The organism is Pseudomonas sp. AU12215 (assembly GCF_001675465.2).
Lineage (GTDB): Bacteria > Pseudomonadota > Gammaproteobacteria > Pseudomonadales > Pseudomonadaceae > Pseudomonas > Pseudomonas nitroreducens.
Genome location: NZ_MACM02000141.1, coordinates 420,706 through 444,677 on the forward strand (window position 1 = coordinate 420,706; position 23,972 = coordinate 444,677).

Genomic DNA, 23,972 nt, shown 5'->3' on the forward strand with positions numbered 1-23,972 from the left:
AGCAGTTCGCGAGCAAGCTCGCTCCTACAACAGCTTCACTTCAATTGACTGGAACTCTTGCCCAGCAAGCGCCGCGCCACGATCAGCAACTGGATCTGCTGGGTGCCCTCGAAGATGTCGAGGATCTTCGAATCCCGCGCCCACTTCTCCAACAGCTCCTCTTCCCCGTAACCCAACGCCCCCGCCAGTTCGACGCATTTCAGCGTCACCTCGTTGGCCACCCGCCCGGCCTTGGCCTTAGCGATGGAAGCCTCCTTGGAATTGGGCAGGCGGTTGTCGGCCATCCACGCCGCCTTCAGGGTCAGCAGGCGCGCGGCTTCCCATTCAGCTTCCAGGCGATAGAGGGTGGCTTCGGCATGGCTGGCGATCAGCAGCGGCTGGCGAAAGTCGAAGCGACAACCCGCCTTCTTCAGTAGCTCGCGAGTACGGTCCAGCGAGGCCTTCGCCACGCCGATGGCCATGGCGGCCACCAATGGCCGGGTGTTGTCGAAGGTTTCCATTACCCCGGCAAAGCCTTTCTGCACATCGATCTCGGCATTGCCCAGCAGGTTAGCCGCCGGCACGCGGCAATCGGTGAAGCTGATGGAGGCGGTATCCGACGCCTTGATCCCGAGTTTCTTCTCCAGCCGGGTGACGGTCATGCCCGGCGTGCCCTTCTCCACCACAAAGGACTTGATCGCCGCGCGGCCGAGGCTCTTGTCCAGGGTCGCCCACACCACCACCGCATCGGCGCGGGCGCCGGAGGTGACGAAGATCTTCTCGCCGTTGAGCAGGTAGTGATCGCCATCGCGGGTTGCGGTCGTGCGGATTGCTGCCGAGTCCGAGCCGCAGCCCGGCTCGGTGATCGCCATGGCCGCCCAGGTACCGGAGAAGCGCTTGAGCTGCTCCTCATTGGCCACCGCGGCGATAGCGGCGTTGCCCAGGCCCTGGCGCGGCATGGCCAGCAGCAGGCCGGTATCGCCCCAGCACATTTCCATCACGCCCAGGCAGGCGGAGAGGTTGCCGCCGTTCTTCACGCCCTCCTCCGCGCCGGCCTTGCGCTTGCTGGCCGAGGTGGCGCCGACGGCGTCCGGCGAACCGGCGTTCATGCCGTCCAGCAGCGCCGCCAGCAGGTCCAGTTCCTTGGGATAGGCGTGTTCGGCCTTGTCGTACTTGCGTGAAATCGGCCGCAGGTAGTTCTCGGCGACCTGACGGGCCTGGTTCTGCAAGGTGCGGAATTTCTTCGGTGTCTCGAGGTACATGCAAGGCTCCTAAGCGGAGCTCATCGCGTTGCGAGCGAAGCGCAGCCAAGGCGGAAACGGACGAGGAAGCGGAGTCTACAGTTGTAAATGAGCATTCCGAGTTCGTTTCCAACGCCGGCTGGGCGAGCACAGCAGCGATGAGCCCGCGTTACAGGTGTAGGCCGCCGACCATCAAACTGACGGCGCGCAGGTCGCGGTACCAGCGCTCGGCCGGGTGTTCCTGGGTGAAACCGTGGCCGCCGAGCAGTTGCACCGCGTCGGTGCCGATCTTCATCGCCTTCTCGGCGCAGAGCAGCTTCGCGAGATAGGCCTCGCGGTGGAACGCCTGGCCACGTTCGGCCAGCGCGCACGCGCGCCAGACCATCAGGCGCATGGCGTCCAGTTCGATGGCAATATCCGCAACCATGAAGGCCACACCCTGGCGGTGGCTGATCGGCTCGCCGAAGGCTTCGCGCTCGTTGCAGTAGGTGATCACGTAGTCCAGCGCGGCCTGCGCGGTGCCCACGGCCAGCGCACACCAGGCCAGCGCGGTGTGATCGAGGAAGGATTGATAGTCGAAGCGCTCGGCTGCCAACCGCTGTTCGGCCGGGACTCTCACCCCCTTGAAGCGAACCCGCGCGGTGCCGGTGGCTTTCAGCCCCATCGCCGGCTCGGCACGCACTTCGACGCCCTTGGCACGGGTATCGACGAGGAACAGCGCCGGGCCGTCGCCGGCATCCGCGGCGACGATCAGCTTCTGCGCATCCACGCCGCGCACCACCAGGCACTTCTCGCCGGATAGCGTGTAGCTCGAACCGCGCTTGCGGGCCCTGGTGGACAGGCGCAGTGGATCAGCCAACAACTGCGGCTCGTTCACCGCGATGGCAATCAGCGGCGCCGCTTCCTCGGCGACAAAGGCCGGCAGCCAGCGCGCCTGCTGTTCGGGCGAGGCCCAGCGGCGAATAGAGTTGGCCGCCGACAACGGCACCAGCAGCGCGGCAGCCAGACTCAGGTCGCCGCGGGCGAGGGATTCGGCGATCAGCGCGTTGGTCACCACGGTGCGTTCGCCGGCCATGCCGCCATGCACTTCGCTGACGCCATAGTGGATCAGCCCCAGCTCCTGCGCCTGGGCCAGCAGTTCGAGACTGAGATGGGCCCTGGCGTCGGCCTCATGGGCGGCCGGGCGAAGCACTTCGGCGGCGAAGCCTTCGAGCATCTCCACCAACATCTGCTGCTCGTCGGACAGGGACAGGTCGAACAGCCCATCGGGATCGGCCTTGCGTGGGGTCTTGGGCTGCTTGGCGGCGCGCTCGCTGGCCAACCGAAAGCCGGTGCGGCTGCCGCTGTAGAGCAGTCTTTCGAAAGGCTTGCGCAGCTTCAGTCGGTCCGGCCAGTCGGCCTGGGCGACACGGTTCAGCACGGCCAGGGCGCGGCCCTGCACGTCGGTGGTCATGGCATCTCGCTCCGCGGAGGGTGGATGCCCCGATCATGCGCCGCAAAATGCCGCAGGAACCATGACCGCTTTGCCGTTGGTCGCTGGCAGAGCGGTCAGTGCATGGGGCACAAACAAAAAGGGCGCTACCCGGTAGCGCCCTTTCTGGGGAGGGGAGGATCAGCCCTGGTGACGAATCTTCTCGACGATGGCGGTGGTGGAGCTGTTTTCCACCAGGCCCAGCACGCGGACTTCGCCGCCGTAGGCCTTGACGATGTCGGCACCCACGACCTGATCGACGCCATAGTCGCCGCCTTTCACCAGCACGTCCGGGCGGACTTCGCTGAGCAGGCGCTCGGGGGTGTCTTCGGCGAAGCTGACGACCCAGTCCACCGCGCCGAGGCCGGCGAGCACGGCCATGCGGCGGTCGACGCTGTTGATCGGGCGGCCAGGGCCTTTCAGGCGGGTCACCGAGCCGTCGTCGTTGACCCCGACGATCAGGCGGTCGCCCTGGGCGCGCGCCTGCTCCAGGTAGGTCACGTGGCCGGCGTGGAGGATGTCGAAGCAGCCGTTGGTGAAGACGATCTTCTCGCCGTGGGCGCGGGCGTCCTCGATGGCCAGCAGCAGTTGGTCGAGGCTCAGTACGCCCCGCTCGGAGCCCTGCTCGCGCTGCACGGCGCGACGCAGTTCCGGGGCGCTGATGGCGGCGGTGCCGAGCTTGCCGACGACGATGCCGGCGGCGAGATTGGCCAGGGCCACGGCCTGCGGCAGGTCCTCGCCAGCAGCGATGGCGCCGGCCAGGGTGGAAATCACCGTGTCGCCAGCACCGGTGACGTCGAACACTTCGCGGGCGCGGGCCGGCAGGTGCAGGGCGCTGTGGCCGGGGCGCAGCAGGGTCATGCCGTGTTCGCCACGGGTGACCAGCAGCGCACCGAGCTCCAGCTCGGTCATCAGTTGCTGGCCCTTGGCAACCAGGTCGGCTTCATCGGTGCAGCGACCGACGATGGCTTCGAATTCGGAGAGGTTCGGGGTGATCAGGCTGGCGCCACGGTAGATGGCGAAGTCCTTGCCCTTGGGATCGGCCAGCACCGGGATATTGCGTTTGCGCGCGGCCTGGATCAGTGCCTGGTGGTTCTTCAGCGCGCCCTTGCCGTAGTCGGAGAGCACCAGCACACGGACCTGGTCCAGCAGCGCTTCGACATCGGCGGACAGCGCCACCGCGTCGGTGCGGAAGGCTTCCTCGAAGTCTACGCGCAGCAATTGCTGGTGGCGGCTCATGACCCGCAGCTTGACGATGGTCGGCTGGCCGGCGATGCGCTGGAAGCGGGTGGTCACGCCCACGGCCTGCAGGCTGTCGCTCAGGCTGTCGGCGGCCTCGTCGACACCAGTGACACCGACCAAGAAGGCCGGTGCGCCGAGGGCGGCAAGGTTCAGCGCGACGTTGGCGGCGCCGCCGGGGCGGTCCTCATGCTGCTCGACCCGCACCACGGGCACCGGCGCCTCGGGCGAGATGCGCGAGGTCGCGCCGTGCCAGTAGCGGTCGAGCATCACGTCGCCGACTACTAGAACGGGGGCCTGATCGAATCGGGGCATGGTCAATTTCATGGGAACTCCGCAGGTCGAAATCGCCGCGGATAATACCATAGCCGCCCGGTGCGACTTGCGCCGGTCAGGGCAGTCTGCGGACCCAGAACAGCTCGTGGCGACGCACCGCCTTGCGGAAGAACTCGTCGTCACCGGTGACCGGCCACTGGCGCCCGGCGAACACACGCTGGATCAGCCGGCGCAGGCGCTTCTTGCCGGTCAGCGGGGTCTGCAGATCGTGCTGCAGGGCCAGGGCCTGGGCTTTGTCGATGCGCGTCGCGGCATCCAGCACCGGGCTCCACAGCGGGTCGGCCGGCAATGCCTCGATACAAGGTGGCAGGGCGATACCGCCATCGGCCGGCCCCATGGGCCAGCGATCGTTATCGTGCAGGTGGTTGGCGTAAAGCAGCAGGGTCTGCGGCCGCCAGCTGCTGCGTTCGATGGCCTCCAGGGTCGCGCGGGTAGCGTGCACGTGGTCGGCGTGGGGGTCCAGCTCCGGGTGAGCGGTAAGGATCACCTCAGGGCGGATGTGTTCGATCAGTGTGGTGAGGTCAGCCACCAGGTTGAGCCAAGTCGGCGCACCGTCGCTGTCGGCCGGCAGCGCGAACGGATTGAAGCCGCGTACGCTGCGGATGTCGGTCTCGCCGGACTCCTTCGAGCCGAACGCCTGGCTCGGCTCGGCAGCCATGGCCGGCAGTTGCAGGCAGTAGTAGCCCAGTTGCACGCAACGCTCGGCCGGCACGCCACCCCAGAGCGGCGCAGCAATGCTGTCCCAGGTGCGCAGACGGCCCTTGAGTCTGGCAGCCTCGGCCTTGCCCAGCCCGAGACGCTGGTAGTGTTCGGCCTCGATCTCACCCTGGGTCAGGGTGACGATCCAGGCTTCCGGGCAACGGCTGTACTGGCCGAAGGCAGCCAGTTCGGCGTCATCGGCGTGAGGGGCGATGATCAGCAGGCGCTGCCGGGCGTAATCGGGGTTGTCGAAGGCATGCAGCACGCCCTGCTGCGCCAGCCGGCAATGGCGGCTGCGGATGCGCAGGTGCCCGGCACGCAATGCTGCGCCCTGGCCGGAGAGGTTGATGTAGCGCTTGCCGCTGACACCCCGTTCGAAGTCCTGGCGGTCGTTCTCGACGCCCTCGATCAACACCTGCGGATCGAGCCAGCGGCCGAGCAGCGAGGCTTTCACCTCGATCTCCAGCACCAGGGTCTCTTCCCGCTCCGGCAACGCGCCGGTGGCAACGTGCAAGCCGTGCGGACCCAGGGAGACCGGCAGCGCGACGGAGCCTTCGGGGAAGTCGTAGCGGTAGTCGTCGCGCGGCGAGTAGAACAGGTGATCGGCGAACCACGCCTCGTGGGCGACCCAGCCGAGCAACACGGCCAGCGGCACACTCCACCAGGGCGCGAAGATACCCAGCAGGATCAGCGCCAGCAGGGCGACGAGCAGAACCACACGCTTCTTGCGGCGGTGCTGTTTGAGCAGATGCTGTTTGCGGGCGGTCACGCGGGGATCTCTCTCAAGGCAAATGGTGGACGAGGTCCGCTCAAACGGTGAGGCTTGAGGTTCGGGTTCTCCCCTGTCCCTGAAGGACGAGGGGCCTTCAGACCTGGAACACCGGCACGCGGTGGCACCAGCGGTCCTTGTACTCGCGGTCGGCGCGGCCGAAGGAGTAGCGCAGCGGCTTGCCCAGCGCTTCGGCTTCGGCCCAGGCCTGCTGGGTATTGACGAAGCTGAGCACGCTGCCGGGGCTGAACTCGCGGTTCTCCGGCGCCACGCCGCCATTGATATATTCGACGCTGATCCATTTCGGCGCCTCGACCCTGTAAAGAATCTGGATCGCCACCGGCTCGCCGTCCAGGCGCACCAGCGAACCACGCATGAACTCACGCATCAGGCCGAATACCTCGGCCAACCGTGCCTTGCCCGGTACCTCGAACTCCCAGCGGCGCTGGAACAGGTCGGCATAGATGCTCGCCTGCTCCTCGGGGCTCAGCTCGCTCATCGGCTGCAGCACGCCGCCCGCCTCTTCCAGCAAACGCTGTTCGCGGCGCTGGTTGTAGCGGAATTTCTTCGAGAAATCCGCTGGCGCGCGATTCATCGCCAACTGCTCGGGTTGCTCACGGGCGTCGCTGACCTGCTCACGGTTCAGCTCCGAGAGATAGCGCACCTGATGGCGCAACTCGATGCGCGCGCCCTCGGCGATCGGCAGGATGATCTCGGCGTTGCCCAGGTCGAACAGCGCCTTCTTGCCTTCGCGCTTGAGCACGTCCTTGGACAAGGCCAGGTTGCGCCCCCACGTGGGCACGGCGGCGCGCAGTTCGTCGCCTTCGAACCAACCGAGGTAGCGCACCGGGATACCGGCCAGGGCGGCGAGACGTTCGACCACGTCCGGATGGGTCGCGACGCTGCCGCCGAAGCGCTGCCAGGCGGCGGCGTAATCGGTGGCGCTGAGGGAGGTCCAGCCGCGCTCGCGGAAGACGCGCAGGCGGTTCAGCATGGACGGCGATTCCCCACTGCCGTCATACCGGTTGCTCGACCGGTGCTTCTTCGGTCCCGTCGACCGGGTCGTCGGCGAACTGACGGGCGTGCAGACGGGCGTAGTAGCCGTTCTGCGCGATCAGCTCGTCGTGGCTGCCGCGCTCGACGATGTGACCCTGGTCCATCACCAGGATCAGGTCCGCCGCCTCGATGGTGCTCAGGCGGTGGGCGATAACCAGGGTGGTGCGACCTTCCATGACCTTTTCCAGGGCGGCCTGAATGTGCCGCTCGGACTCGGTGTCCAGCGCCGAGGTGGCCTCGTCGAGGATCAGCACCGGCGCATCCTTGAGCAAGGCGCGGGCAATTGCCAGGCGCTGGCGCTGACCGCCGGAAAGCATCACGCCGTTCTCGCCGACTTCGGTCTCGAAGCCTTCGGGAAGGCGGTCGATGAACTCGCGGGCAAAGGCGTCCTCGGCGGCCTTCTCCACCGCTTCGCGCGGTTTGCTGGCCAGGTCGCCGTAGGCGATGTTGTTGAGCACGCTGTCGTTGAACAGGTTGACCTGCTGGGTCACCAGCGCGATGTGTGTGCGCAGGTTGCTCAGTTTGTAGTCCTCGACATCCGTGCCATCGAGCAGGATCTGCCCTTCGCTATGGTCGTAGAAGCGCGGGATCAGGTTGGCGAGCGTCGACTTGCCGCTGCCGGAACGACCGACCAGCGCCACCATCTGGCCCGGCTCGACGCTGAAGTTCAGGTCGTCGAGGACCTTCTTCTGGGTACCCGGGTAGGTGAAGCTGAGGTTCTTCACTTCAAGGCGGCCCTTTACGCGGTCACGCTCGACGGTACCGTTGTCCACCTCGGGCTGTTCGTCGAGCTGCTCGAAGATGCTTTCCGCGCCGGCCACGCCCTTCTGGATGGTCGAGCTGACTTCGGAGAGCTGGCGGATCGGTTTGGGCAGCAGGCCGGCAACGGTGATGTAGGCGATCAACTCGCCGGCGGAGGCATCGCCGCGCAGCAGCAGCACGAGGTACAGCAGCACGGCCATGGCGCTGTAGATCACCAGTTGCAGCATGGGGGTGTAGACCGCCGAGGTCTTGTTCATGCGCAGGTTCTTGGCGGTGTTCTCGCTGCTTACATTGAAAAAGCGCGAGCGCTCGTAGGGTTCGCCACCAAAACTGCGAACCACGCGATAACCCTGAATGGTCTCCGAGGACACATGGGTCACGTCGCCCATGGCTACCTGGATCTTCTTGCTCTGCTTGCGGAACTTGCGGCTGGCACTGGTGACCATCAGGGCGATGACCGGCAGGATCGCCAGCATCACCAGCGTCAGGCTCCAGTTTTTGTACAACAGGTAGAGGAACAGGAAGACGACCGTCATGCCCTCGCGGATCACGACCTTGATAGCGTCGGTGGCGGCACCAGTCACCATGGTCACGTTGAAGGTGATACGCGAAATCAGGTGGCCGGAGTTATGTCGGTCGAAATAGCGGTTGGGCAGGGTCAACAGGTTGTTGAAGAGTTCGACCCGCAGGTCATGTACCAGCCCCAGGGAAACCTTGGCCAGAAAGTAGTTGCCGAGGAATGACCCGACACCCTGCCAGACGGCAATCAGAACAACCAGCAACGGCACGGCAAACAGCAACTTGAGGTCACGCAGCCAGACCCACTGCGAACGTGGGAAGAGCGACGCATTGGGGTTGTTCAGGCCATCGACGAAGTACTGGAGAATGGCTCCCAGCATCGGCTGAGTAGCGGCAAAGATCAGGAAGCCGACGATGCTGAGCAGGAACATCCCAATGTACGGGCGCACATAGGTCAGCAGTCGGAAGTAGATCTTCAGGCTGGAAGTTGCCTGGGGTTCTTTACCGGACATGTAGGAATCGCACGCTTAAAAGGTCGGCGATTATAACACAGCGCTCTCGTTTGCCCGGCGGCTGGGCTACTATAGCCGGCTATCGATTCAGGGACCCGTTATGCAAGACCTCGCTCTCTCCGCCTACGAAGCGCTGCGCGCCGGCGCCCAGGTGCTGGAAGCCGACAAGCATGGCGACAAGGTCCTGCGCCTGGCCGATGGCAACTTCCTCAAGCTGTTCCGGCGCAAGCGGCTGATCTCCTCGGCGGCGTTGTATCCCTATGCGCAACGCTTTGCCGACAACACCCAGGCCTTGCAGAAACTGGCCATCCCCTGCCCACGGATCATTGCTGTCTACCGCATCCCAGGGATCGCCCGCGACGCGGTGCACTACCACCCGCTGCCCGGTCTGACCTTGCGCCAGCTGATAAGCGCGGAGCATCCCCAGAAGCAGCTACGCCAGGACCTCGGCTCGCTCATCGCCAAACTGCATGATTGCGGGGTGTACTTCCGTTCGCTGCACCTGGGTAACGTCGTGCAGACCCCCGAAGGCGAACTGGGCCTGATCGACATTGCCGACATGAAGACCCAGCGCCGTGCCTTGAGCCGACTGCAGCGCAAACGCAACTTCGCCCACATGCTGCGCTACATGCAGGACCGCACATGGCTGCTAGCGGACGCTGGCGCCCAGCTTTGCCAGGGCTATCGACAAGCCAGCTCGATGCCCTGGCCACCTGGTTCCCTGGAAAAAACGCTCCAGCAACCCTAGATCAGGGCTGCTTCGCGCCGGCACGGCGCAGGACCACGTAGGTCTCGCCCTTGCGGTTGTGGAACTGTGCAAGCGGCACCAGGCCCTTTTTCTCCAGCGCGGGTAGTTGTAGCTTGGCCTTGCGCTTGAGGTCCAGGACGAAATACTCGTAGGCCCCCTTGCCCGTCCGCGCCAGCGCGTGATCACGGTCCAAACTTTCCCTGCCGTATCCCCAGCCTGCGTAGTAACTCACCCGGTTGTCGTCCTGGTACACACTTGCCGACCTCGGCAGATGCTCTCCCACCCAGTGGCCAGCATCGCGCAAGTGTGTCTTGGGCGCCGAGAGTGACACCACGTTAGCCATGGCTATCAACACCAGGATCGCCACCAGAGCGACGCGGATGCGCGGCCAGCGTTGCGCTATCAGACTCAGCCCCCAGGCAGCCCGTGGCAACAGAAGGAACGCGGCAAATGCCACGTAGCGGCTAGATAGAAACAGGTGGCTCAGTGCGAAGACCAGCAAAAGTGCGATGTAGCCAACGGCAGCGACATCCAGGAGCAGCCAGCGGTTTTCCCGCTCTCGCCACTGGGCAACGGCGCCCACGAACAGCGGCACCACCAGTACACCAAAAGCACTGAGTACCTTGCTCGCCAGGTAACCCAGCAGGCCGAAGAAGATGATCTGCGGGGCACTGTCGCGGGCGTATTCAAAGGGCATTGCTTGCGCCACGCCATCAGCGAACGCGTAAAAGTTGCGCAAGACGCTCGCCAGATCCAGGTAGTCCACCAGGCCGGCCACTCGCCCCTGGGGCAACAGGCCATGCCGGCCGACCCACAGCAACGCGCCGGCAATCACGCCCATCAAGGCCACCCCTACGGCGAAGCGCAAACCCCGACGCAAGGGGACCCCGCCGGCTTTCAGTACCTCCATCAGCGGCACGATCAGTAGCAGGTAGACGGCCTCGAAGCGGAAAGCCGCCGCCACAATGACGGCCACGCAAGCCAGTAGCAAACTGACAGGACGACGCTGCTGCAGCCAGCTCTGCATGTAGCACAAACCAACGAGCGAGAAGGCCCAGAAACCGTTTTCACGCAGGATGTCGCCGCGATACTCATTGAATGCCGGCACTGCCAATACGGCGAGGCAGGCCCAGGGCAGGGCTTGCGGGCGGAGTCGGCGGACAAAGTCGACGCAGGCGACGCAGGCGACTGCCGTGAGCAGCTCGCAGAACACTCGGGCGAGCAGTTCATAACTCAGCCCTGTCACCTGGCTCGTCACGCTCAGCAGTATGGAAAACCAGGGCCAGTCAAAGCGCTGCAACGCACCGGTGACACCCTGCTGCTGGTAAATACCCGCAAGATCCATGTACAGGGCCGCATCACGACCGATGATCGGGTTGCAGAAGGATGCAATCAATGACAAAACGAGGCTGGCAAAGAAAACGCACCACAGTAGCTTTCCTTCGCTGACCGCGGAAAAAATCGAACGCCCGACTACATGACTTCCCATGAAACCCTTCATCTCGGATATGAATCACCAGAAACGCAGCATTCAGCAGTTTCCTGCTCAAAGAATCAACCCGGAGCAAGCACTCTCCCTCGCCTGAAGTGTCGAAACAGCGCTGAACGTGGGTTTCCCCGGGCGGACTTCCACGACGGGCTCTGGCCGTCTGTAGAACCTTGGATACAAACCTTTCAACAGGATACTATTCGTCGCCCCGGAACGACTTGTGCAACCGCACTCGCGTCGAGTCACCTCGGGACCAAGCAGGCACAAGCCGCTGCGACTTAACTTGAATTTGCTGTGACGAACGCCCTCAAGCAGATCGCAGCCTCGCATATCCTGATGCCAGCTAGTGGATGGACAGCTACACAATGACGCGCCTCTCATGACAGCAAGACCCCTGATCAGCGTTGTAATTCCCGCGTACAACTATGCGCACGTGCTTCGTCGCGCCGTCGAATCCGTCGCAACTCAATTGGATGAGCACAGCGAGCTACTGATCATCGATGACGGTTCGTCGGACGCTACGCCGGCCCTGATCGAGGCCCTTCATCAGCAGTTCGGCAATTTCCGCAGCCTGCGCAAGGAAAACGGCGGTCTCGCCACCGTGCGCAATCGTGGAATTGCCGAAACCCGAGGGGACTACCTGATCTTCCTGGACGCCGATGATGAAATGACGCCCGGAGCCTTGAGAGCCGCACGCCAGCACATCGAGCAGTACCCGCACAGTCGCATGGTGATTGGCGGCTACCTGGCAAAGACCTGCGACAGGACGGTGGAGCGCACGCCTCAGGCGCTTCCGCGAACCCCGCAGGAGCGGGTACGCGGCTACCTGATCGAAAAGAATATCAACCTCTCCAATGGTGCCTGCGTCATGCATCGAGAGGTATTCGAGCGGGGCCTGTACCCGGAGAACTTCCGCAATGCCGAAGATATCCCGGTATTTGCGCAGGTGCTGGCTAGTTATCCCTGCACCATTCTGGAAAAACCCCTGGCTACCATCCACCGCCACGATGACAGCCTGCGCCACCAGTTCCACTACTCGAAGCAGATCGGCGTGGAACTGGTCGAGGAAGTCTTCCGGCGCCTTGATGGCGACTGGCAGCGACTGAGCAAGGCTTATTACACCCAACGCTGCCTGTCGCTGTTCCGCGAAGCCTACCTGACGGACGACGACCTCTCGGCCAAGCACTTCTTCCGCATGGCCCTCAAGCGCAATTGGCGCGTCATCTTCAAACTGTCTTATACCCGCAAGGCCGTGCGGCTCTGGCTCAATGCCAAGCGCAGGAAGAAGGTCGCCAGGTAGTTTCTGGCGACCTGCTCGCCGGGCAAACGGGACAGACGGCCCGCCTGCCGCAGCGCTCACGGAAACCTAGAGAATGCCGTACTTGTCCAGCCAGGTGCGCAGTTGGGCAACCCTATGGAAATAGCGATTCTCTCGCTTGCCCATCGAGCGCTTGGGCGAGAACGGTTCCTCGGCAAACTGCCCATCGATGCGTACCCGCGAGGCGGTAGTATCCATCATGCAGACCCGCGCGCCGTAACGTTGCAAGGCGAACTTCAGCAGCCGCTCGGAGTGCAGAGAGCGGCCGCTCGCATCACAGAAGTTCAGCATCTCCTCGGCCCGGCAGCCGTACGCCCGGTATATCTCGCGACCGCAGATGGCAAAGCGGTCGTTGAGACCGCCCCACCATTGCCAGTTCGGCACGTAGACATTCCTGCGTCGCCGCTCCGTGTGGGCGAACACATACCCCGGCAATGGGTCATGGAAGAAGATGTCCGGGCGGACGTACACTACGAAATCCGGGTCAGTCGGGGCCAGCAGCGACGTCACCTGATGCAGAGAATTGAGCTGGTGGATCAGGTTGCGGATCGAGCGGAAATCATCTTTCCAGGTGTCCCCGCGCTGCTTGATCGCTTCGAAATTCCAGCGATCGAGACAGAGCTCCGGCTCTTCGATCAGGCCGGTCATATCCTGGAAAGGGGTGAAGTTCTCATCGCCGAGCACCCCGGCCTCGCCAGAACGCGGATTGAAGACCTCGCGCAGGCGATAGAGATGGTAGAAGCAGGACACCTGCGCGTCGGCGGGAAGAACCTGCAGGATGTTGCGCTGGATCTGGGGGAAGCAGAGCTCGGAATTGCGTGGAATACCAAAGAAGGCGACGGCGATCTTCACGACCAGACTCCAGCGAAAAGGCTCGACTGATAGCCACTCATTTGGCTTTCTTCCCTTTGAAACGCAATGGCCACCACCAGCGCTTTCCGGCGCTTTCCAGGGCAATCACACGCACGCGGGATGCATGCATCCAGGCGCGCTCGTAGTCCCAGGCATGCCCGTTCCACAGAGTTCCCGCCTCGTTGGAGAAGCCCAGGGCGAACAACTCGTAGGTATAACCGGGCCTGCCCAGCAACCAGTCGAACACCACCATGGCGTTGAAGCCGGTGGAAGGGCCGGCGAACGGCTTGCCGCTGGGGCGCATGCGGGGATAGTCGAGCAGGGTCGGCAGCGGGATGCGATCTTCGTAGATCGCCACCCGCGGCAACGCCGACATCGGGTTGACCACCCCCACCAGCAAGGTGAAACAGCGATCCGGAGACTGCTCGAACAACCTTGTGATGCATGGACGACACGGCAATCCGAAGAAGTGGAATTCCTGGCCGTGATAGCCATGGACAAACACGTTGACCGTCTCGGCACTCAGCAACTCTGCTTTGACAGCGGTATTGAAGCTCACCACGACATCGCGCGGGCCGAGGGCCAGGGCGTCAAAATCCCCGGCACTGATGGCAGGGTTGTTCGCGACCAGGATGACTCGCTCGGCGCGACGAAGCAGAACCTTCAACTCCGGCGGCAGGTTGTCTTCCACCCACTGCGCTGCATGACGACTCTGACTCACGATCGACCTTTCGCCGCGACACCACGGTACAAATGCTGCATTGGCATCCTCTCAGCCCACCCGGAAGCCAAAGCGCATGCGAGCCCACCAGCGGGTCAGCACTCCGGGCATCGACCAGCCTTGCATAGGCTCGGCGATGGCCGCCGCCAGGTCCTTGCCGACCCGGGCGAAGGTGTAGCGCTCCTCGACGAATGCCTGGCCGACCTGGGCAATCCGCTGGGCCAGTTCAGGGTCGGCCTGAAGCTGCCGGATCTTCTCCACGGCTTCGTCAACCGAGCGATAGAACACCACGTTGTGCATATCCTCGAAGCCCAGCAGGCGATCTTCCTCTCCCTGGCTCCACGCCAGCAGGACGCAACCACAGGCCATGGCCTCGAAGTTCTTGATCATGAACTCGCCCATGCCGATATCCGCGCTGACGAAGATCGCGATGCGATTGAGGGTCTCCAGATACTCCGCTCCGGAAGCGGTGCGAGTGATGAGCATCGGCACACGTTCTGCAATGCTCTCCAGCATCTCCTTGCGCTGGCTGTACTCGCTGCTCTTCAAGCTGCCGAGGAAGCCGACCGGGATATCCCGCTCGCTGCCGATATTGCGCAGCATCTCCTCGTCATAACCCTTGGAGACGAAGCGCACATCGACCCCCTCGTTCGCCAGACGCTGGGCAACTAGCGCTCCCGACACGAGGATGCGCGCCCCTGGGAGCTTGTGCAGCAGGGCCGAGTACTTGCCGCGATACTTACTGCCGGGCATGTAGTTCTGGTAGGCGTCGTGCTCGAGAATCACCAGGTTGGGCAGGCAGCGCAGTACAGCGAGTTGAGGCACCATGCGCTTGAGGCGCGAGAAGATCACGATCCGGTCGAAACGACGGTAATCGGCGGCGATGAGGTAGGGCCCCAGGTTCATCTGCTGCGCCTTGCTCAGTCGATGAATCTCGCACTCGGAGCAATTGCTCTGGATGACTTCATAAAGACGATCGAGGATGACCCTCTGCTCGTCCATCACCATCAACATCACTTTCACGACGTGTCTTCCCGACATGGAAACCGGCCCCTGGCGGAGCCGGCTGGAAACAGCCTGGCAGACTCAGTCGGCGGGGCTGGCGGCGGTGCCATCCTTGACCACCAGGATGTCCTGCATGATCAGGTACTGCAGGTCCGAACCGTAGAACATGTTCAGGGCATCGGTCGGCGAGCAGATCATCGGCTCGCCACGACGGTTCAGCGAGGTGTTGAGCGCCACGCCGTTGCCGGTGAGCTTCTCCAACTCCTTCATCATGTCGTAGTAACGCGGGTTGAACTCGCGCTTGAGCACCTGGGCACGGGAGGTGCCGTCTTCATGGACGACTTCCGGCACACGGGTCTTCCACTCTTCGTTGACTTCGAAGGTGAAAGTCATGAACGGCGCCGGGTGGTCGATCTTGAACATCTGCGGGCCGACGGTATCGAGCATCGACGGGCAGAAGGGCCTCCAGCGCTCGCGGAACTTGATCTGCGCGTTGATGCGGTCAGCCACGCCAGCGATGCTCGGGCAACCGATGATCGAGCGGCCGCCGAGGGCGCGCGGGCCGAACTCCATGCGGCCCTGGAACCAGGCTACTGGATTGCCTTCGACCAGCACCTTGGCGATGTGCTCGGGCACATTGTCGATCTTGCGCCATTGCGGCTTGGCCTCGTGGCGGGCGCAGGCGGCGATGACGTCTTCGTTGCTGTATTCCGGGCCGAGGTAGACATGTTCCATCTTCTCGACCGGTACGCCACGCTCCCAGGACACATAAGCCGCCGCGCCAACCGCGGTGCCGGCGTCGCTGGCCGCGGGCTGCACGTACAGTTCCTTGACCTCGGGACGGGCGATGATCTTCTGGTTGAGCTTGACGTTCAACGCGCAGCCGCCGGCGAAGGCGACCTTGCCGGTCTCGCGGATGATGTCGCCCAGGTAGTAATCCATCATTTCCAGCGCCAGCTTCTCGAACAGCGCCTGGATGCTGGCGGCGTAGTGGATGTAGGGATCGTCGGCGATGTCGCCTTCACGCTTGGGACCGAGCCACTCGATCAGCTTGGGCGAGAAGTAGTAACCCTTGCCCTTCTCCTTGTAGCGACGGAAGCCGATGACGTTGGCGTAGTCGGTATTGATGATCAGCTCGCCGTTCTCGAATTTGGCCAGGCGCGAGAAATCGTACTTGCTGGCATCGCCGTAGGGCGCCATGCCCATGACTTTGAACTCACCGTCGAGCATGTCGAAGCCGAGGTACTCGGTGATCGCGCCATACAGGCCACCCAGGGAGTCCGGATCGTAGAACTCCTTGATCTTGTGGATCTTGCCGTTCTCGCCGTAGCCGAAGAAGGTGGTGGCGTACTCGCCCTTGCCGTCGATCCCGAGGATCGCCGTCTTCTCCTTGAAGCCCGAGCAGTGGTAGGCGCTGGAGGCGTGGGCCAGGTGGTGCTCGACCGGCTGGATCTTGACCTTCTTCAGGTCGAAGCCCAACTGCTGCAGGCACCACTGGATTCGCTTGTAGTAGCGGTGGTAGCGGCGGTTGCCGAGCAGGATGGCGTCCAGCGCGCGGTCCGGCGCGTAGGCGTAGCGCTTGGCATAGTGCCAGCGGGCCTTGTCGAAGATGCTGATGGGGGCGAAGGGAATGGCCACCACGTCAACGTCCGACGGTTTGATCCCGGCCTGTTCCAGGCAGAACTTGGCCGACTCGTAGGGCATGCGGTTCTTCGCGTGCTTGTCGCGGACGAAGCGCTCTTCTTCGACGGCCGCGACCAGCTTGCCGTCGATGTACAGGGCGGCGGAAGGGTCATGGCTTACGGCGCCGGACAGGCCGAGGATGGTCAATGCCACAGGGTCTAGCCTCTTTCATCTGGGCGGGTGCGCAGGCACCCGCGGTAAACGTTCGTCGAGCAGCTGGTGCAGTGCGCTGCCCTCTGGCCAGTTGCGCAGGAAGCGCGCACGGTCGCGGGCATAGGCGCGGGCGAAACTCGCTTCTCGCGAGTGGCGCTGCATGGCATCCAGGTCGATCAACGACCATTGCCCGCCTTCGCCCTGCTCCTGCCAGAACACGTTGTGCCCTTTGAGATCGCCGTGGCTGATACGTTCACGCACCAACGCCGCGAACAGTCTGTCCAGGGCTGCAAGATCCGATTCTGGCGGCAAGCCGCCACCCTCCGACTGATCCAGGTAGGGTTTGAAACGGGCGATTATATCCTGACCCGTCAGGTAATCGGTAATCAGGAAGGCCGGCCCGCGCAGCCAGAGCCAGCGGCGCTCGATGACCGCCAGAGGACGCGGGGTGGCAATGCCGAGGAAGTCCAGTCGATTGCCCTCGCGCCACGCCCCCCAGGCCCGGCTGGGGCGCCAGAAGCGCTTGAACCAGTGCAACAGGTTCTTGATGTTGTAACGCTTGACGACCAACGGCCGGCCGTCGAGCTCGACTCGGGCAACCGTGGCGGCGCCGCCGGTCTTGTAGATATGCCCTTTGCCGATGAAGGCGTCGGGATCGGCCAGCAACGGCTGCAGGCCCGGTTCTTCCTCGCGGCGCACCGCGCGCAGGCCGAACGGCCCCTTGAACACGCTGAACAGGCTGCAATCGCGGGCGATCTTCTTCATCAGGTCGCCCACGCGCCAGCGGCGCACCCTGGCGATTTCCTTCTGCAAGGCCTCCAACGGCAGCGCGTGCTCGCCATTGGCCAGCAGGTAATGGATCAGCAGCTCTTCCAGATACGGATCAAGGCTGGCCGGCAACTGGGCGAAGAATACCCCGAGGTTTTCCAAGACATGCTTGCGCGACAGTGGCTGACCCGGGGTTTCCGCGCGGATGCCGGCGCCGTCGATGAGGTAGAGCTGGCCGGCGTGGCGCAGCAGGTTGTCCAGGTGCAGGTCTTCCTGCCACAGGCCCTTGGCATGCAGCTGGGCGATGGCCGTCAGCGCCTCGGCAATGACGGCGGCCTGGCCTTCGGACAGCAGTGGCTCGCCCTCCACGGCGCGCCAGGCATCCCAGAGGCTCTGGGCGTTGTCGAGGAACTCGAAGAGCAACCAGCCGCCCTCGCCGTCCTTCAGGCCATCGGCCAGCAGTTGCGGTGTGGTCAGGCCCTGCTCGGCGAGCAGGCGCACGCCGTCGCGCTCACGCTGGAAGTGCCGGGCAGCCTTGCCGCCGACCAGCAGCTTGGCCAGCACCGGCCGGCCACGCCAATTGGCCGCGCCGACGTAACGCTGCCCGGGCAGTACCCGCAACAGGCTGTCCAGGCGCAGCTCGGCCGGGCCGGCGCCGTCTTCCAGCTCGATGCGCAGGGGCAGCGACGGAGCGCGGCCGGCATCGCGCAGGGCGGACAGCCTCATGCGCGGTTTTCCTTCTTCTTGCGGCGCGCGCCCAGGCGGCGGTACCAGTCGTCGACTTCCGGGCCACCCGCGGCAGTTCCCAGATAAGCCGCCAGCAGGTTGCGCACGTCGGCCTCGTTCCAGTCCGGCGCGCGGCGCAGCAGCGGTTCAAGGTCGCGCACGCGGTCGCGCTGGCCGAACCACAGCGGGCGGGTCTTCTCCAGGTCGATCAGGGTCGCCTCGAAGGCGTCGTCGGTCTCGCGCAGGAAGATGTGCTTGGGATAGAAGCAGCCGTGCATCTGCCCGGCCTCATGCAGGCGCCGGGCGAGCATGCCACAGGCACGCAGGACGGCCTGGCGGCGCTCGGCAGGCAGGTTCGACCAGCCTTGCAGCAGACTGTCCAGGTCACGCCAGCCATCCAGGGCACGGGTCATGAGGATCGCCCGGCGCTCGCCGCCGACCTGCCGCGCGCCGAAGAAGGCCGCCTGCATCGAGGGAATGCCGAGCTGGCGGTAACGCTGGATATTGCGGAACTCGCGGCTGAAGGTAGGTTCGCCCAGCGGGTGCTTCAGGCTGCGGGTCAGGTGGTTGCTCTGGCGCTTGAGGTAGTAGGCGGTGCCGTCCAGCTCCAGGCGATAAACGCTGCTCCAGCCGCCACGCTCGGTGTTGGGCTCGTCCACCGCATCCAGCTGCAGAGTCCAGAGGGCATCGAAATCGGCCAGGGCGTTGCTTTCCAGCAGGGCCTGGTCGCCCTCGGCAATGAAATCCTTCACTCGCGTCCCTCGAAGAAATGGACGATCTGCCGGACACGCTTCTTGTCCGACGCGTTCAGTCGTTCGCGGCGCCGGTACAGCAGGTAGAACTGCAGGCGCTGCGTGTAAGAGAGATGGTACTTGGCGACCTTGTCGAGGGTGGCCAGGTCCTTGGTGATCCGATAGCGCAGCATGAAGCTGACCCAGAAATCACCGATCGGGCAATCGATGAAGTACACCGTGCCCTCCCCGTCGACCAGAATGTTGCGCCACTTCAGGTCGTTATGGGTGAAATGGTGGTCATGCATGGTCCGCGTGTAGCCGGCCAGCTGGCGCATGACATGCGCGACCCAGGCGCGATCCTTCAGGCGCGGATCGTTGCGCCTGGCCAGGGCATGCAGGTCTTCGGTGTCGACCAGCTCGCGGGTAATGATCGCGCCACGGGAGAAGCCGCCATTGGCGCGCTCCAGGCCGTAGGCCACCACCTGCGCGGTCGGGATGCCCCACTTGGCGAACTGTTTGAGGTTCTGCCACTCGGCCTTCACCCGCGGGCGCGGCAGATAGCGACGGAAACCCTTGCCCGGCTTGCGGTAGCGTTTGACGTAATAACGCACGCCGTCACGCTCGATGCGCACGACGTCGGACATCGCATCCTTGGTGATGCGCTCGCCTTCGAGGGCGAACACGGCATCCAGGCTGCCGAAATCGGCGGCGAGGTGCTGGTAGTCGGCTTCGAGTACCCAGCCGGCCATCAGAGCAGGTCTCCGTATCGTTGTTTGCGGTCGTAGAGCTTGGCCGCCTTGCGTTCCATCCACGCCAGCAGCGCGGCTTCCTCGCGGAGGATGTCACGCAGCGGGCGCAGGAAGTAACCGCGCAGGAAGCGCAATTTGTCACGGCGCGTGAGGCCGATGTCCAGCGCGGAGAAATACAGCGCCGCCAGGTCCTTGTCGCGCCAGCGCCGCGGGGTGGCGGCGCGGGTCTGCGCCCGGTGCAGGTCGATCACCGACAGGCGCAGGTCATCGGCGCTGATCGGGCGGTCGGTATGCAACAGGAAGTGGCAGATGTAGCAGTCGCGGTGGTTCACCCCGGCGCGGTGCATGGTGCCGACCATCTTCGCCACCTCGGCGATCAGCGCACGCTTGAGGCGTGGCTCGGGTGGCGTCTGCAGCCAATCCAGCGAGAGGACTTCCAGATCGATGGTCGGCGCCAGTTCCTCGGTGATGATGAAGGAGTGTTGTGCGGCCGGATTGCCGCCGCGCTCGCCATACGCCACCGAGGTCATGGTGGCCACCCCGGCTTGATGCAGGCGCTCCAGGGCTCGCTGCTCCTGGCCCGCCCCCAGCACCGGAAGCTTGGCACTGAACAGATTCTTGACGATCTCGCCCCAGCCGATGCCGCGGTGGATCTTCACGAAATAGCCGCGACCTTCGACCTCAGCGCGCAGCGTGCGGCGGCCCTCCAGCTCGCGGTAGACCTTGCCTTGCAGGCGTTCGACTTCGGCGAACGGGTCCTTGCCGGCCCAGAGGGTCTTGAAGGGCTCGTGCAGTTCGAGCTTCATGCGCGCTCCCGCAGGATCAGGTCGGCGGCGTGCTGCGGCATGCTGTAGAGATCAGCGCTGTCGGCGAAGGCCAGGCCATTGCGCGACCAGTCGGCGCGCGCGACGTCGTCTTGCAGCATCTCCTGGAGCATGGCGTTCAACCGCTCCTGCTCGAAGGGCGACGGCACCACGCGCCCGGCCTTCGCCTCGTCGATGTAGTGGGCGTAGCCGCAGACATCGGTGACCAGCACCGGCAAGCCCGCGACCAGCGCTTCGAGCAGCACGGTGCCGGTGTTCTCGTTGTACGCCGGGTGAATCAGCAGGTCAGCGCCGAGCAGGAAGCGCGGGATATCGCTGCGCCCCTTGAGGATCTGCACGTTGTCCGACAGGCCCAGCGCCTTCACCTGCAGCAGAAATGGCTTGGGATCGTCCTGGCCGATGGCGATCAGGCGGGTGCGCTTGCGCAGCGAGCGCGGCAACGCGGCCAGTGCCTTGAGGCTGCGGTCCAGGCCCTTGGTCTTGAAGCCCGAGCCGATCTGCACCAGCAGCAGGTCATCCTCTGCCAACTTGAACTCGCGACGGAACTCGGCGCGGATTTCGGCGGCGTTGGCCGGCGCACGGCGGTCCTGGGCGATGCCCGGCGGCAAGAGGTGGAAGCGTGCCTCGGGGGTGCGGTAATGCTTGATGAACAGCGGCTGCTGCACTTCGGAGATCATCAGGATCTCGGTCTTGGACTCTGGCGCGAACACCGCGCGCTCGTAGTCGGCGAAGTGTTTGTAACGGCCCCAGCGGCGGTAGAAGGAGTTGCGCAGGGTCTGCGCCTTGTCCTCGAAGCAGCCGTCGGCGGCGTAGTACACATCCAGGCCGGGCATCTTGTTGAAACCAATCACCCGGTCTACCGGCGAGCGCGCAAGGTCCGCGGTCAGCCAGGCGCTGAACTTCTCGTTGCGGCGATGGTTGAACAACGACTTCACCGGCGCCACGCGCACGTCGAAGCCGGGCGGTACTTCGCCTTCCCAGATCGGCGTGTAGACGCGGATCGCGTGGCCGCGCTGCTGGCACTCCAGGGCGATGCGCATGAAGTCGCGCTGCAGCCCGCCGAACGGGAAGTATTTGTAGAGGACGAAAGCCAGGGTCATCGAAGCGTCTCCGGGGCCAGCAGCAGTGCCTCCAGCTGGGTCGCTACGCGCTGGGGATTCAGGCGCGTGAAGCACAGAGGCTGTTCATGCCGCAGGTCGAACTGGCGCTTGTCTTCGGCCGTCGGCTGGTAGGTGCAGGTCTTCTGCAGGCAGGGCGCGCATGAAGGCCAGTCGCTGGCCAGGTGCACCTGCGAGCGTCCGTAGGCGCCGGTGAGACCGGGATTGGTCGGGCCGAACAGCGACAGCGTCGGCACGTCCAGAGCGGCAGCCAGGTGCCCGAGTCCGGTGTCGACCGCTACGCAGGCGGAAGCGCCGGCCAGCACCTTGGCCATGCCTGCGAGGGATAATCTGGGGAGCACCGAAGCGTTTTCCAAGCCTTCGGCCAAACGTTCGGCGCGTTGCCGTTCGGCTTCGTTGCCCCAGGGCAGGCGCACCGACCAGCCGCGCTCGCCCATGCGCTGGGCCAGTTCACGCCAATACACTTCGGGCCAGTGCTTGGTCACCCAGGTGGTGCCATGCAGGAACACCAGGTAGGGCTCGGCCTCCGTCTCGTCCAGCAGGCGATTGCGATCCAGCCCGTAGTCACCGGTGCCGGCGGGCAGCGGGTAGTCCAGCGCCTGGGCGAACAGCTGGCGCACGCGCTCGACGGCATGCTGGCCCCAGGCGACCGGATGGGTGCGGTTATAGAAGCGGCTGGCAGCCGGCTCGCGCGCAGACTCCTTGTCCAGCCCGGCGATCGGCGTGCGGCGGCGAGCGTAGCGGGTCAGCCAGGCGCTCTTGAGCAGGCCCTGGGCGTCGATCACCAGGTCGTAGTCGACTTCCTTCAGACGGCGTTTGAAGCGGCCCCATTCGCCGCTTTTCAATGTCTGCCAGAGATTCTTGCGCCAGCGACGGATCGCCACGGGGATCACCTGGGCCACGGCGGGGTGCCAGGCGGGAATCTCGGCGAAGCCTTCCTCCACCACCCAGTCGAACTGGATCCCGGGAATGGCACGGGCGGCGTCGGTCAGAGCCGGCAGGGTATGGATGACATCGCCCAGGGACGATGTCTTGATCAGCAGAACCCTCATTCGGCGCTTTCCACGTCCACCGGGTCAGCGACCAGTCGGTCCAGCGCTTCGATCACGGGGCGCGGCTTGAGCTCGCGCAGGCAGTTGTAGTGGCCGAAACGGCACACGCGGTCGAAGCAGGGGCTGCATTCCAATCCCAGGCGGACGATTTCCACCTGGTCGGCCAGCGGCGGCGTGAACTGCGGCGAGGTGGAGCCGTAGACCGCCACCAGCGGGCGGTTCAGCGCAGCAGCCACGTGCATCAGGCCCGAATCGTTGGTGACCACGGCTCCGGCGCAGGACATCAGGTCGATGGCCTCGGACAGGGCCGTCTCGCCCGCCAGGTTCACCGACTCTTCGCGAAGGCCGGGGATCAGGCGCATGCGGATGTCTTCGCCGCCGGGATGATCGTTCTTCGAGCCGAATATCCATACCTGCCAGCCGGCGCGGATCTTCACCTCGGCGATCTTGGCGTAATACTCCGCAGGCCAGCGCTTGGCCTCGCCGAATTCGGCGCCGGGGCACAGGGCGAGCACCGGGCGATCCAGACTAAGGCCGAACTTGGCCAACGCGGCCTCGCGGCTCTGCGGGTCGATGGCCAGGCGTGGCTGTGGATAAGGCTGCGGCAGCTCCGCACCCGGCTCGAATGCCAGGGCCATGAAGCGCTCGATCATCAGCGGGTAACGCTCTTTATCCAGCGCGCGGATATCGTTGAGCAGGCCGTAACGCATCTCGCCCTTCCAGCCGGTGCGCTTGGGGATACCGGCAAAATAGGGCACCAGCGCCGACTTCAGCGAGTTGGGCAGGAGGATCGCCTGGTCGTACTGCCCCTTGAGGGACTTGCCGATACGGCGGCGCGAGGCGATGTCCAGCACGCCGTGGCCGAGCGGGAAGCTCAGGGCCTGGCGCACCTCGGGCATGCGCTCGAGGATCGGCCGGCTCCAGTCAGGCGCCAGCACATCGATCACGCAGTCGGGGTGCCGCTGCCTCAGACACTGGAAGAGTGTCTGCGCCATCACCATGTCGCCCACCCAGGAGGGGCCTACGATCAGAATTCTCATGCCTTTTCCAGAAACGACCGGGGAGGCTCTCGCCTCCCCGTACTCCATTCATCCAGCCGTGTGGCGTCGTCGGGTGCCGTGCATCGAATGCCGGCAGTCTAGCCCAGCCGCTCTTTCGGCCGGACAGTTTTCGTCACTCCCTGTGACCTGGCGCAATGGCATCACGCGCCTCGTTCCTGACATCCATAGGCCCGCACAACACAACTGACAGCGCGGGCCGCTCCGGCGAACTTCATCCCGCCGGATGCTGGCTCCATCGTTCAAAAGCCCAGGGGAGGGAAATCGCAGCGAATCAGGTCAGCTCGAAGGCTTTCCACATCTGCATCACCATGCGCCGCTCCGCATGGAAGTGGTCGCCGCTTACCACGCCCGGCTGCTTCTGCAGGGACAATCGGTGCGCCGMGTTATG

The 23,972-nt window shown here is 64.5% G+C and carries 20 protein-coding genes; 2 read left to right on the forward strand and 18 right to left on the reverse strand.

Annotation, left to right across the window (positions count from 1 at the left end; translation table 11 throughout):
- Positions 1-35: 35 nt before the first annotated feature.
- The 6 genes from A9513_RS21980 to msbA form a co-directional block, all read right to left on the reverse strand.
- The gene (locus tag A9513_RS21980; protein WP_065085589.1) at positions 36-1,241 is read right to left on the reverse strand and encodes an acyl-CoA dehydrogenase family protein; all 1,206 of its coding nucleotides are present in this window, start codon (positions 1,239-1,241) and stop codon (positions 36-38) included.
- A gap of 148 nt (positions 1,242-1,389) precedes the next feature.
- On the reverse strand, positions 1,390-2,673 hold the full coding sequence (locus A9513_RS21985) for an acyl-CoA dehydrogenase family protein (RefSeq protein ID WP_065085590.1): 1,284 nt from the start codon (positions 2,671-2,673) through the stop codon (positions 1,390-1,392).
- A 159-nt stretch (positions 2,674-2,832) separates the two neighbouring features.
- The gene (gene hldE / locus A9513_RS21990; RefSeq protein ID WP_024764284.1) at positions 2,833-4,257 is read right to left on the reverse strand and encodes a bifunctional D-glycero-beta-D-manno-heptose-7-phosphate kinase/D-glycero-beta-D-manno-heptose 1-phosphate adenylyltransferase HldE; all 1,425 of its coding nucleotides are present in this window, start codon (positions 4,255-4,257) and stop codon (positions 2,833-2,835) included.
- Positions 4,258-4,321: 64 nt separating this feature from the next.
- Positions 4,322-5,734: a PIG-L deacetylase family protein gene (locus A9513_RS21995; RefSeq protein ID WP_065085591.1), complete on the reverse strand. Its 1,413-nt coding sequence runs from the start codon at positions 5,732-5,734 to the stop codon at positions 4,322-4,324.
- A 97-nt stretch (positions 5,735-5,831) separates the two neighbouring features.
- On the reverse strand, positions 5,832-6,728 hold the full coding sequence (locus tag A9513_RS22000; RefSeq protein WP_065085592.1) for a GNAT family N-acetyltransferase: 897 nt from the start codon (positions 6,726-6,728) through the stop codon (positions 5,832-5,834).
- 22 nt (positions 6,729-6,750) lie between these two features.
- Positions 6,751-8,583, reverse strand: a complete 1,833-nt coding sequence (msbA, locus tag A9513_RS22005) for a lipid A export permease/ATP-binding protein MsbA (protein WP_065085593.1) — start codon at positions 8,581-8,583, stop codon at positions 6,751-6,753.
- Between the two features lie 100 nt (positions 8,584-8,683).
- Between msbA and A9513_RS22010 the strand changes: the two genes are divergently transcribed.
- Positions 8,684-9,331, forward strand: coding sequence for a lipopolysaccharide kinase InaA family protein (locus tag A9513_RS22010; RefSeq protein WP_024764281.1), 648 nt, complete (start codon positions 8,684-8,686; stop codon positions 9,329-9,331).
- A gap of 1 nt (position 9,332) precedes the next feature.
- Here the strand turns inward: A9513_RS22010 and A9513_RS22015 are convergent, their stop codons facing one another.
- Positions 9,333-10,832: a hypothetical protein gene (locus A9513_RS22015; RefSeq protein ID WP_141678475.1), complete on the reverse strand. Its 1,500-nt coding sequence runs from the start codon at positions 10,830-10,832 to the stop codon at positions 9,333-9,335.
- A gap of 367 nt (positions 10,833-11,199) precedes the next feature.
- On the opposite strand from A9513_RS22015, the gene A9513_RS22020 reads away from it, so the two are divergent.
- Positions 11,200-12,120: a glycosyltransferase family 2 protein gene (locus A9513_RS22020; protein WP_024764279.1), complete on the forward strand. Its 921-nt coding sequence runs from the start codon at positions 11,200-11,202 to the stop codon at positions 12,118-12,120.
- Between the two features lie 66 nt (positions 12,121-12,186).
- On the opposite strand, the gene A9513_RS22025 is transcribed toward A9513_RS22020, so the two are convergent.
- The 11 genes from A9513_RS22025 to waaF all read right to left on the reverse strand — a co-directional run bounded on the left by A9513_RS22025 (position 12,187) and on the right by waaF (position 23,563).
- Positions 12,187-12,990 carry a hypothetical protein gene (locus A9513_RS22025; protein WP_169887132.1) on the reverse strand — a complete coding sequence of 268 codons (804 nt, stop codon included), beginning with the start codon at positions 12,988-12,990 and terminating at the stop codon, positions 12,187-12,189.
- A 37-nt stretch (positions 12,991-13,027) separates the two neighbouring features.
- Positions 13,028-13,681: a hypothetical protein gene (locus A9513_RS22030; protein WP_226045614.1), complete on the reverse strand. Its 654-nt coding sequence runs from the start codon at positions 13,679-13,681 to the stop codon at positions 13,028-13,030.
- Positions 13,682-13,762: 81 nt separating this feature from the next.
- Positions 13,763-14,734 (reverse strand): glycosyltransferase, encoded by a 972-nt coding sequence (locus A9513_RS22035; RefSeq protein WP_065085595.1) that lies wholly within the window; start codon positions 14,732-14,734, stop codon positions 13,763-13,765.
- A 63-nt stretch (positions 14,735-14,797) separates the two neighbouring features.
- Positions 14,798-16,552, reverse strand: coding sequence for a carbamoyltransferase (locus A9513_RS22040; RefSeq protein ID WP_024764275.1), 1,755 nt, complete (start codon positions 16,550-16,552; stop codon positions 14,798-14,800).
- A 15-nt stretch (positions 16,553-16,567) separates the two neighbouring features.
- Positions 16,568-18,046: a lipopolysaccharide kinase InaA family protein gene (locus tag A9513_RS22045; protein ID WP_065085596.1), complete on the reverse strand. Its 1,479-nt coding sequence runs from the start codon at positions 18,044-18,046 to the stop codon at positions 16,568-16,570.
- Positions 18,043-18,798, reverse strand: a complete 756-nt coding sequence (locus tag A9513_RS22050) for a lipopolysaccharide kinase InaA family protein (protein ID WP_024764274.1) — start codon at positions 18,796-18,798, stop codon at positions 18,043-18,045. Before A9513_RS22050 ends, A9513_RS22045 begins: the two co-directional genes overlap by 4 nt.
- Positions 18,795-19,529, reverse strand: a complete 735-nt coding sequence (locus A9513_RS22055; RefSeq protein ID WP_024764273.1) for a lipopolysaccharide kinase InaA family protein — start codon at positions 19,527-19,529, stop codon at positions 18,795-18,797. Before A9513_RS22055 ends, A9513_RS22050 begins: the two co-directional genes overlap by 4 nt.
- Positions 19,529-20,335, reverse strand: a complete 807-nt coding sequence (gene rfaP / locus A9513_RS22060) for a lipopolysaccharide core heptose(I) kinase RfaP (RefSeq protein ID WP_037013950.1) — start codon at positions 20,333-20,335, stop codon at positions 19,529-19,531. The genes A9513_RS22055 and rfaP overlap by 1 nt, the downstream gene beginning before the upstream one ends.
- Complete coding sequence (locus A9513_RS22065) at positions 20,332-21,453, reverse strand: glycosyltransferase family 4 protein (protein WP_065085597.1); 1,122 nt, start codon at positions 21,451-21,453, stop codon at positions 20,332-20,334. Before A9513_RS22065 ends, rfaP begins: the two co-directional genes overlap by 4 nt.
- The gene (gene waaC, locus A9513_RS22070) at positions 21,450-22,523 is read right to left on the reverse strand and encodes a lipopolysaccharide heptosyltransferase I (protein WP_065085598.1); all 1,074 of its coding nucleotides are present in this window, start codon (positions 22,521-22,523) and stop codon (positions 21,450-21,452) included. The genes A9513_RS22065 and waaC overlap by 4 nt, the downstream gene beginning before the upstream one ends.
- Positions 22,520-23,563, reverse strand: coding sequence for a lipopolysaccharide heptosyltransferase II (gene waaF / locus A9513_RS22075; RefSeq protein ID WP_024764270.1), 1,044 nt, complete (start codon positions 23,561-23,563; stop codon positions 22,520-22,522). Before waaF ends, waaC begins: the two co-directional genes overlap by 4 nt.
- Between the last annotated feature and the right edge of the window lie 409 nt (positions 23,564-23,972).

What these genes read in the sequence shown, in the direction of transcription:
- A9513_RS21980 (WP_065085589.1), bottom strand. Translation starts at nt 1,241, where the DNA reads ATGTACCTCGAGACACCGAAGAAATTCCGCACCTTGCAGAACCAGGCC.
- A9513_RS21985 (WP_065085590.1), bottom strand. Translation starts at nt 2,673, where the DNA reads ATGACCACCGACGTGCAGGGCCGCGCCCTGGCCGTGCTGAACCGTGTC.
- hldE (WP_024764284.1), bottom strand. Translation starts at nt 4,257, where the DNA reads ATGAAATTGACCATGCCCCGATTCGATCAGGCCCCCGTTCTAGTAGTC.
- A9513_RS22000 (WP_065085592.1), bottom strand. Translation starts at nt 6,728, where the DNA reads ATGCTGAACCGCCTGCGCGTCTTCCGCGAGCGCGGCTGGACCTCCCTC.
- msbA (WP_065085593.1), bottom strand. Translation starts at nt 8,583, where the DNA reads ATGTCCGGTAAAGAACCCCAGGCAACTTCCAGCCTGAAGATCTACTTC.
- A9513_RS22010 (WP_024764281.1), top strand. Translation starts at nt 8,684, where the DNA reads ATGCAAGACCTCGCTCTCTCCGCCTACGAAGCGCTGCGCGCCGGCGCC.
- A9513_RS22015 (WP_141678475.1), bottom strand. Translation starts at nt 10,832, where the DNA reads ATGAAGGGTTTCATGGGAAGTCATGTAGTCGGGCGTTCGATTTTTTCC.
- A9513_RS22020 (WP_024764279.1), top strand. Translation starts at nt 11,200, where the DNA reads ATGACAGCAAGACCCCTGATCAGCGTTGTAATTCCCGCGTACAACTAT.
- A9513_RS22045 (WP_065085596.1), bottom strand. Translation starts at nt 18,046, where the DNA reads ATGAGGCTGTCCGCCCTGCGCGATGCCGGCCGCGCTCCGTCGCTGCCC.
- A9513_RS22055 (WP_024764273.1), bottom strand. Translation starts at nt 19,529, where the DNA reads ATGGCCGGCTGGGTACTCGAAGCCGACTACCAGCACCTCGCCGCCGAT.
- rfaP (WP_037013950.1), bottom strand. Translation starts at nt 20,335, where the DNA reads ATGAAGCTCGAACTGCACGAGCCCTTCAAGACCCTCTGGGCCGGCAAG.
- A9513_RS22065 (WP_065085597.1), bottom strand. Translation starts at nt 21,453, where the DNA reads ATGACCCTGGCTTTCGTCCTCTACAAATACTTCCCGTTCGGCGGGCTG.
- waaC (WP_065085598.1), bottom strand. Translation starts at nt 22,523, where the DNA reads ATGAGGGTTCTGCTGATCAAGACATCGTCCCTGGGCGATGTCATCCAT.
- waaF (WP_024764270.1), bottom strand. Translation starts at nt 23,563, where the DNA reads ATGAGAATTCTGATCGTAGGCCCCTCCTGGGTGGGCGACATGGTGATG.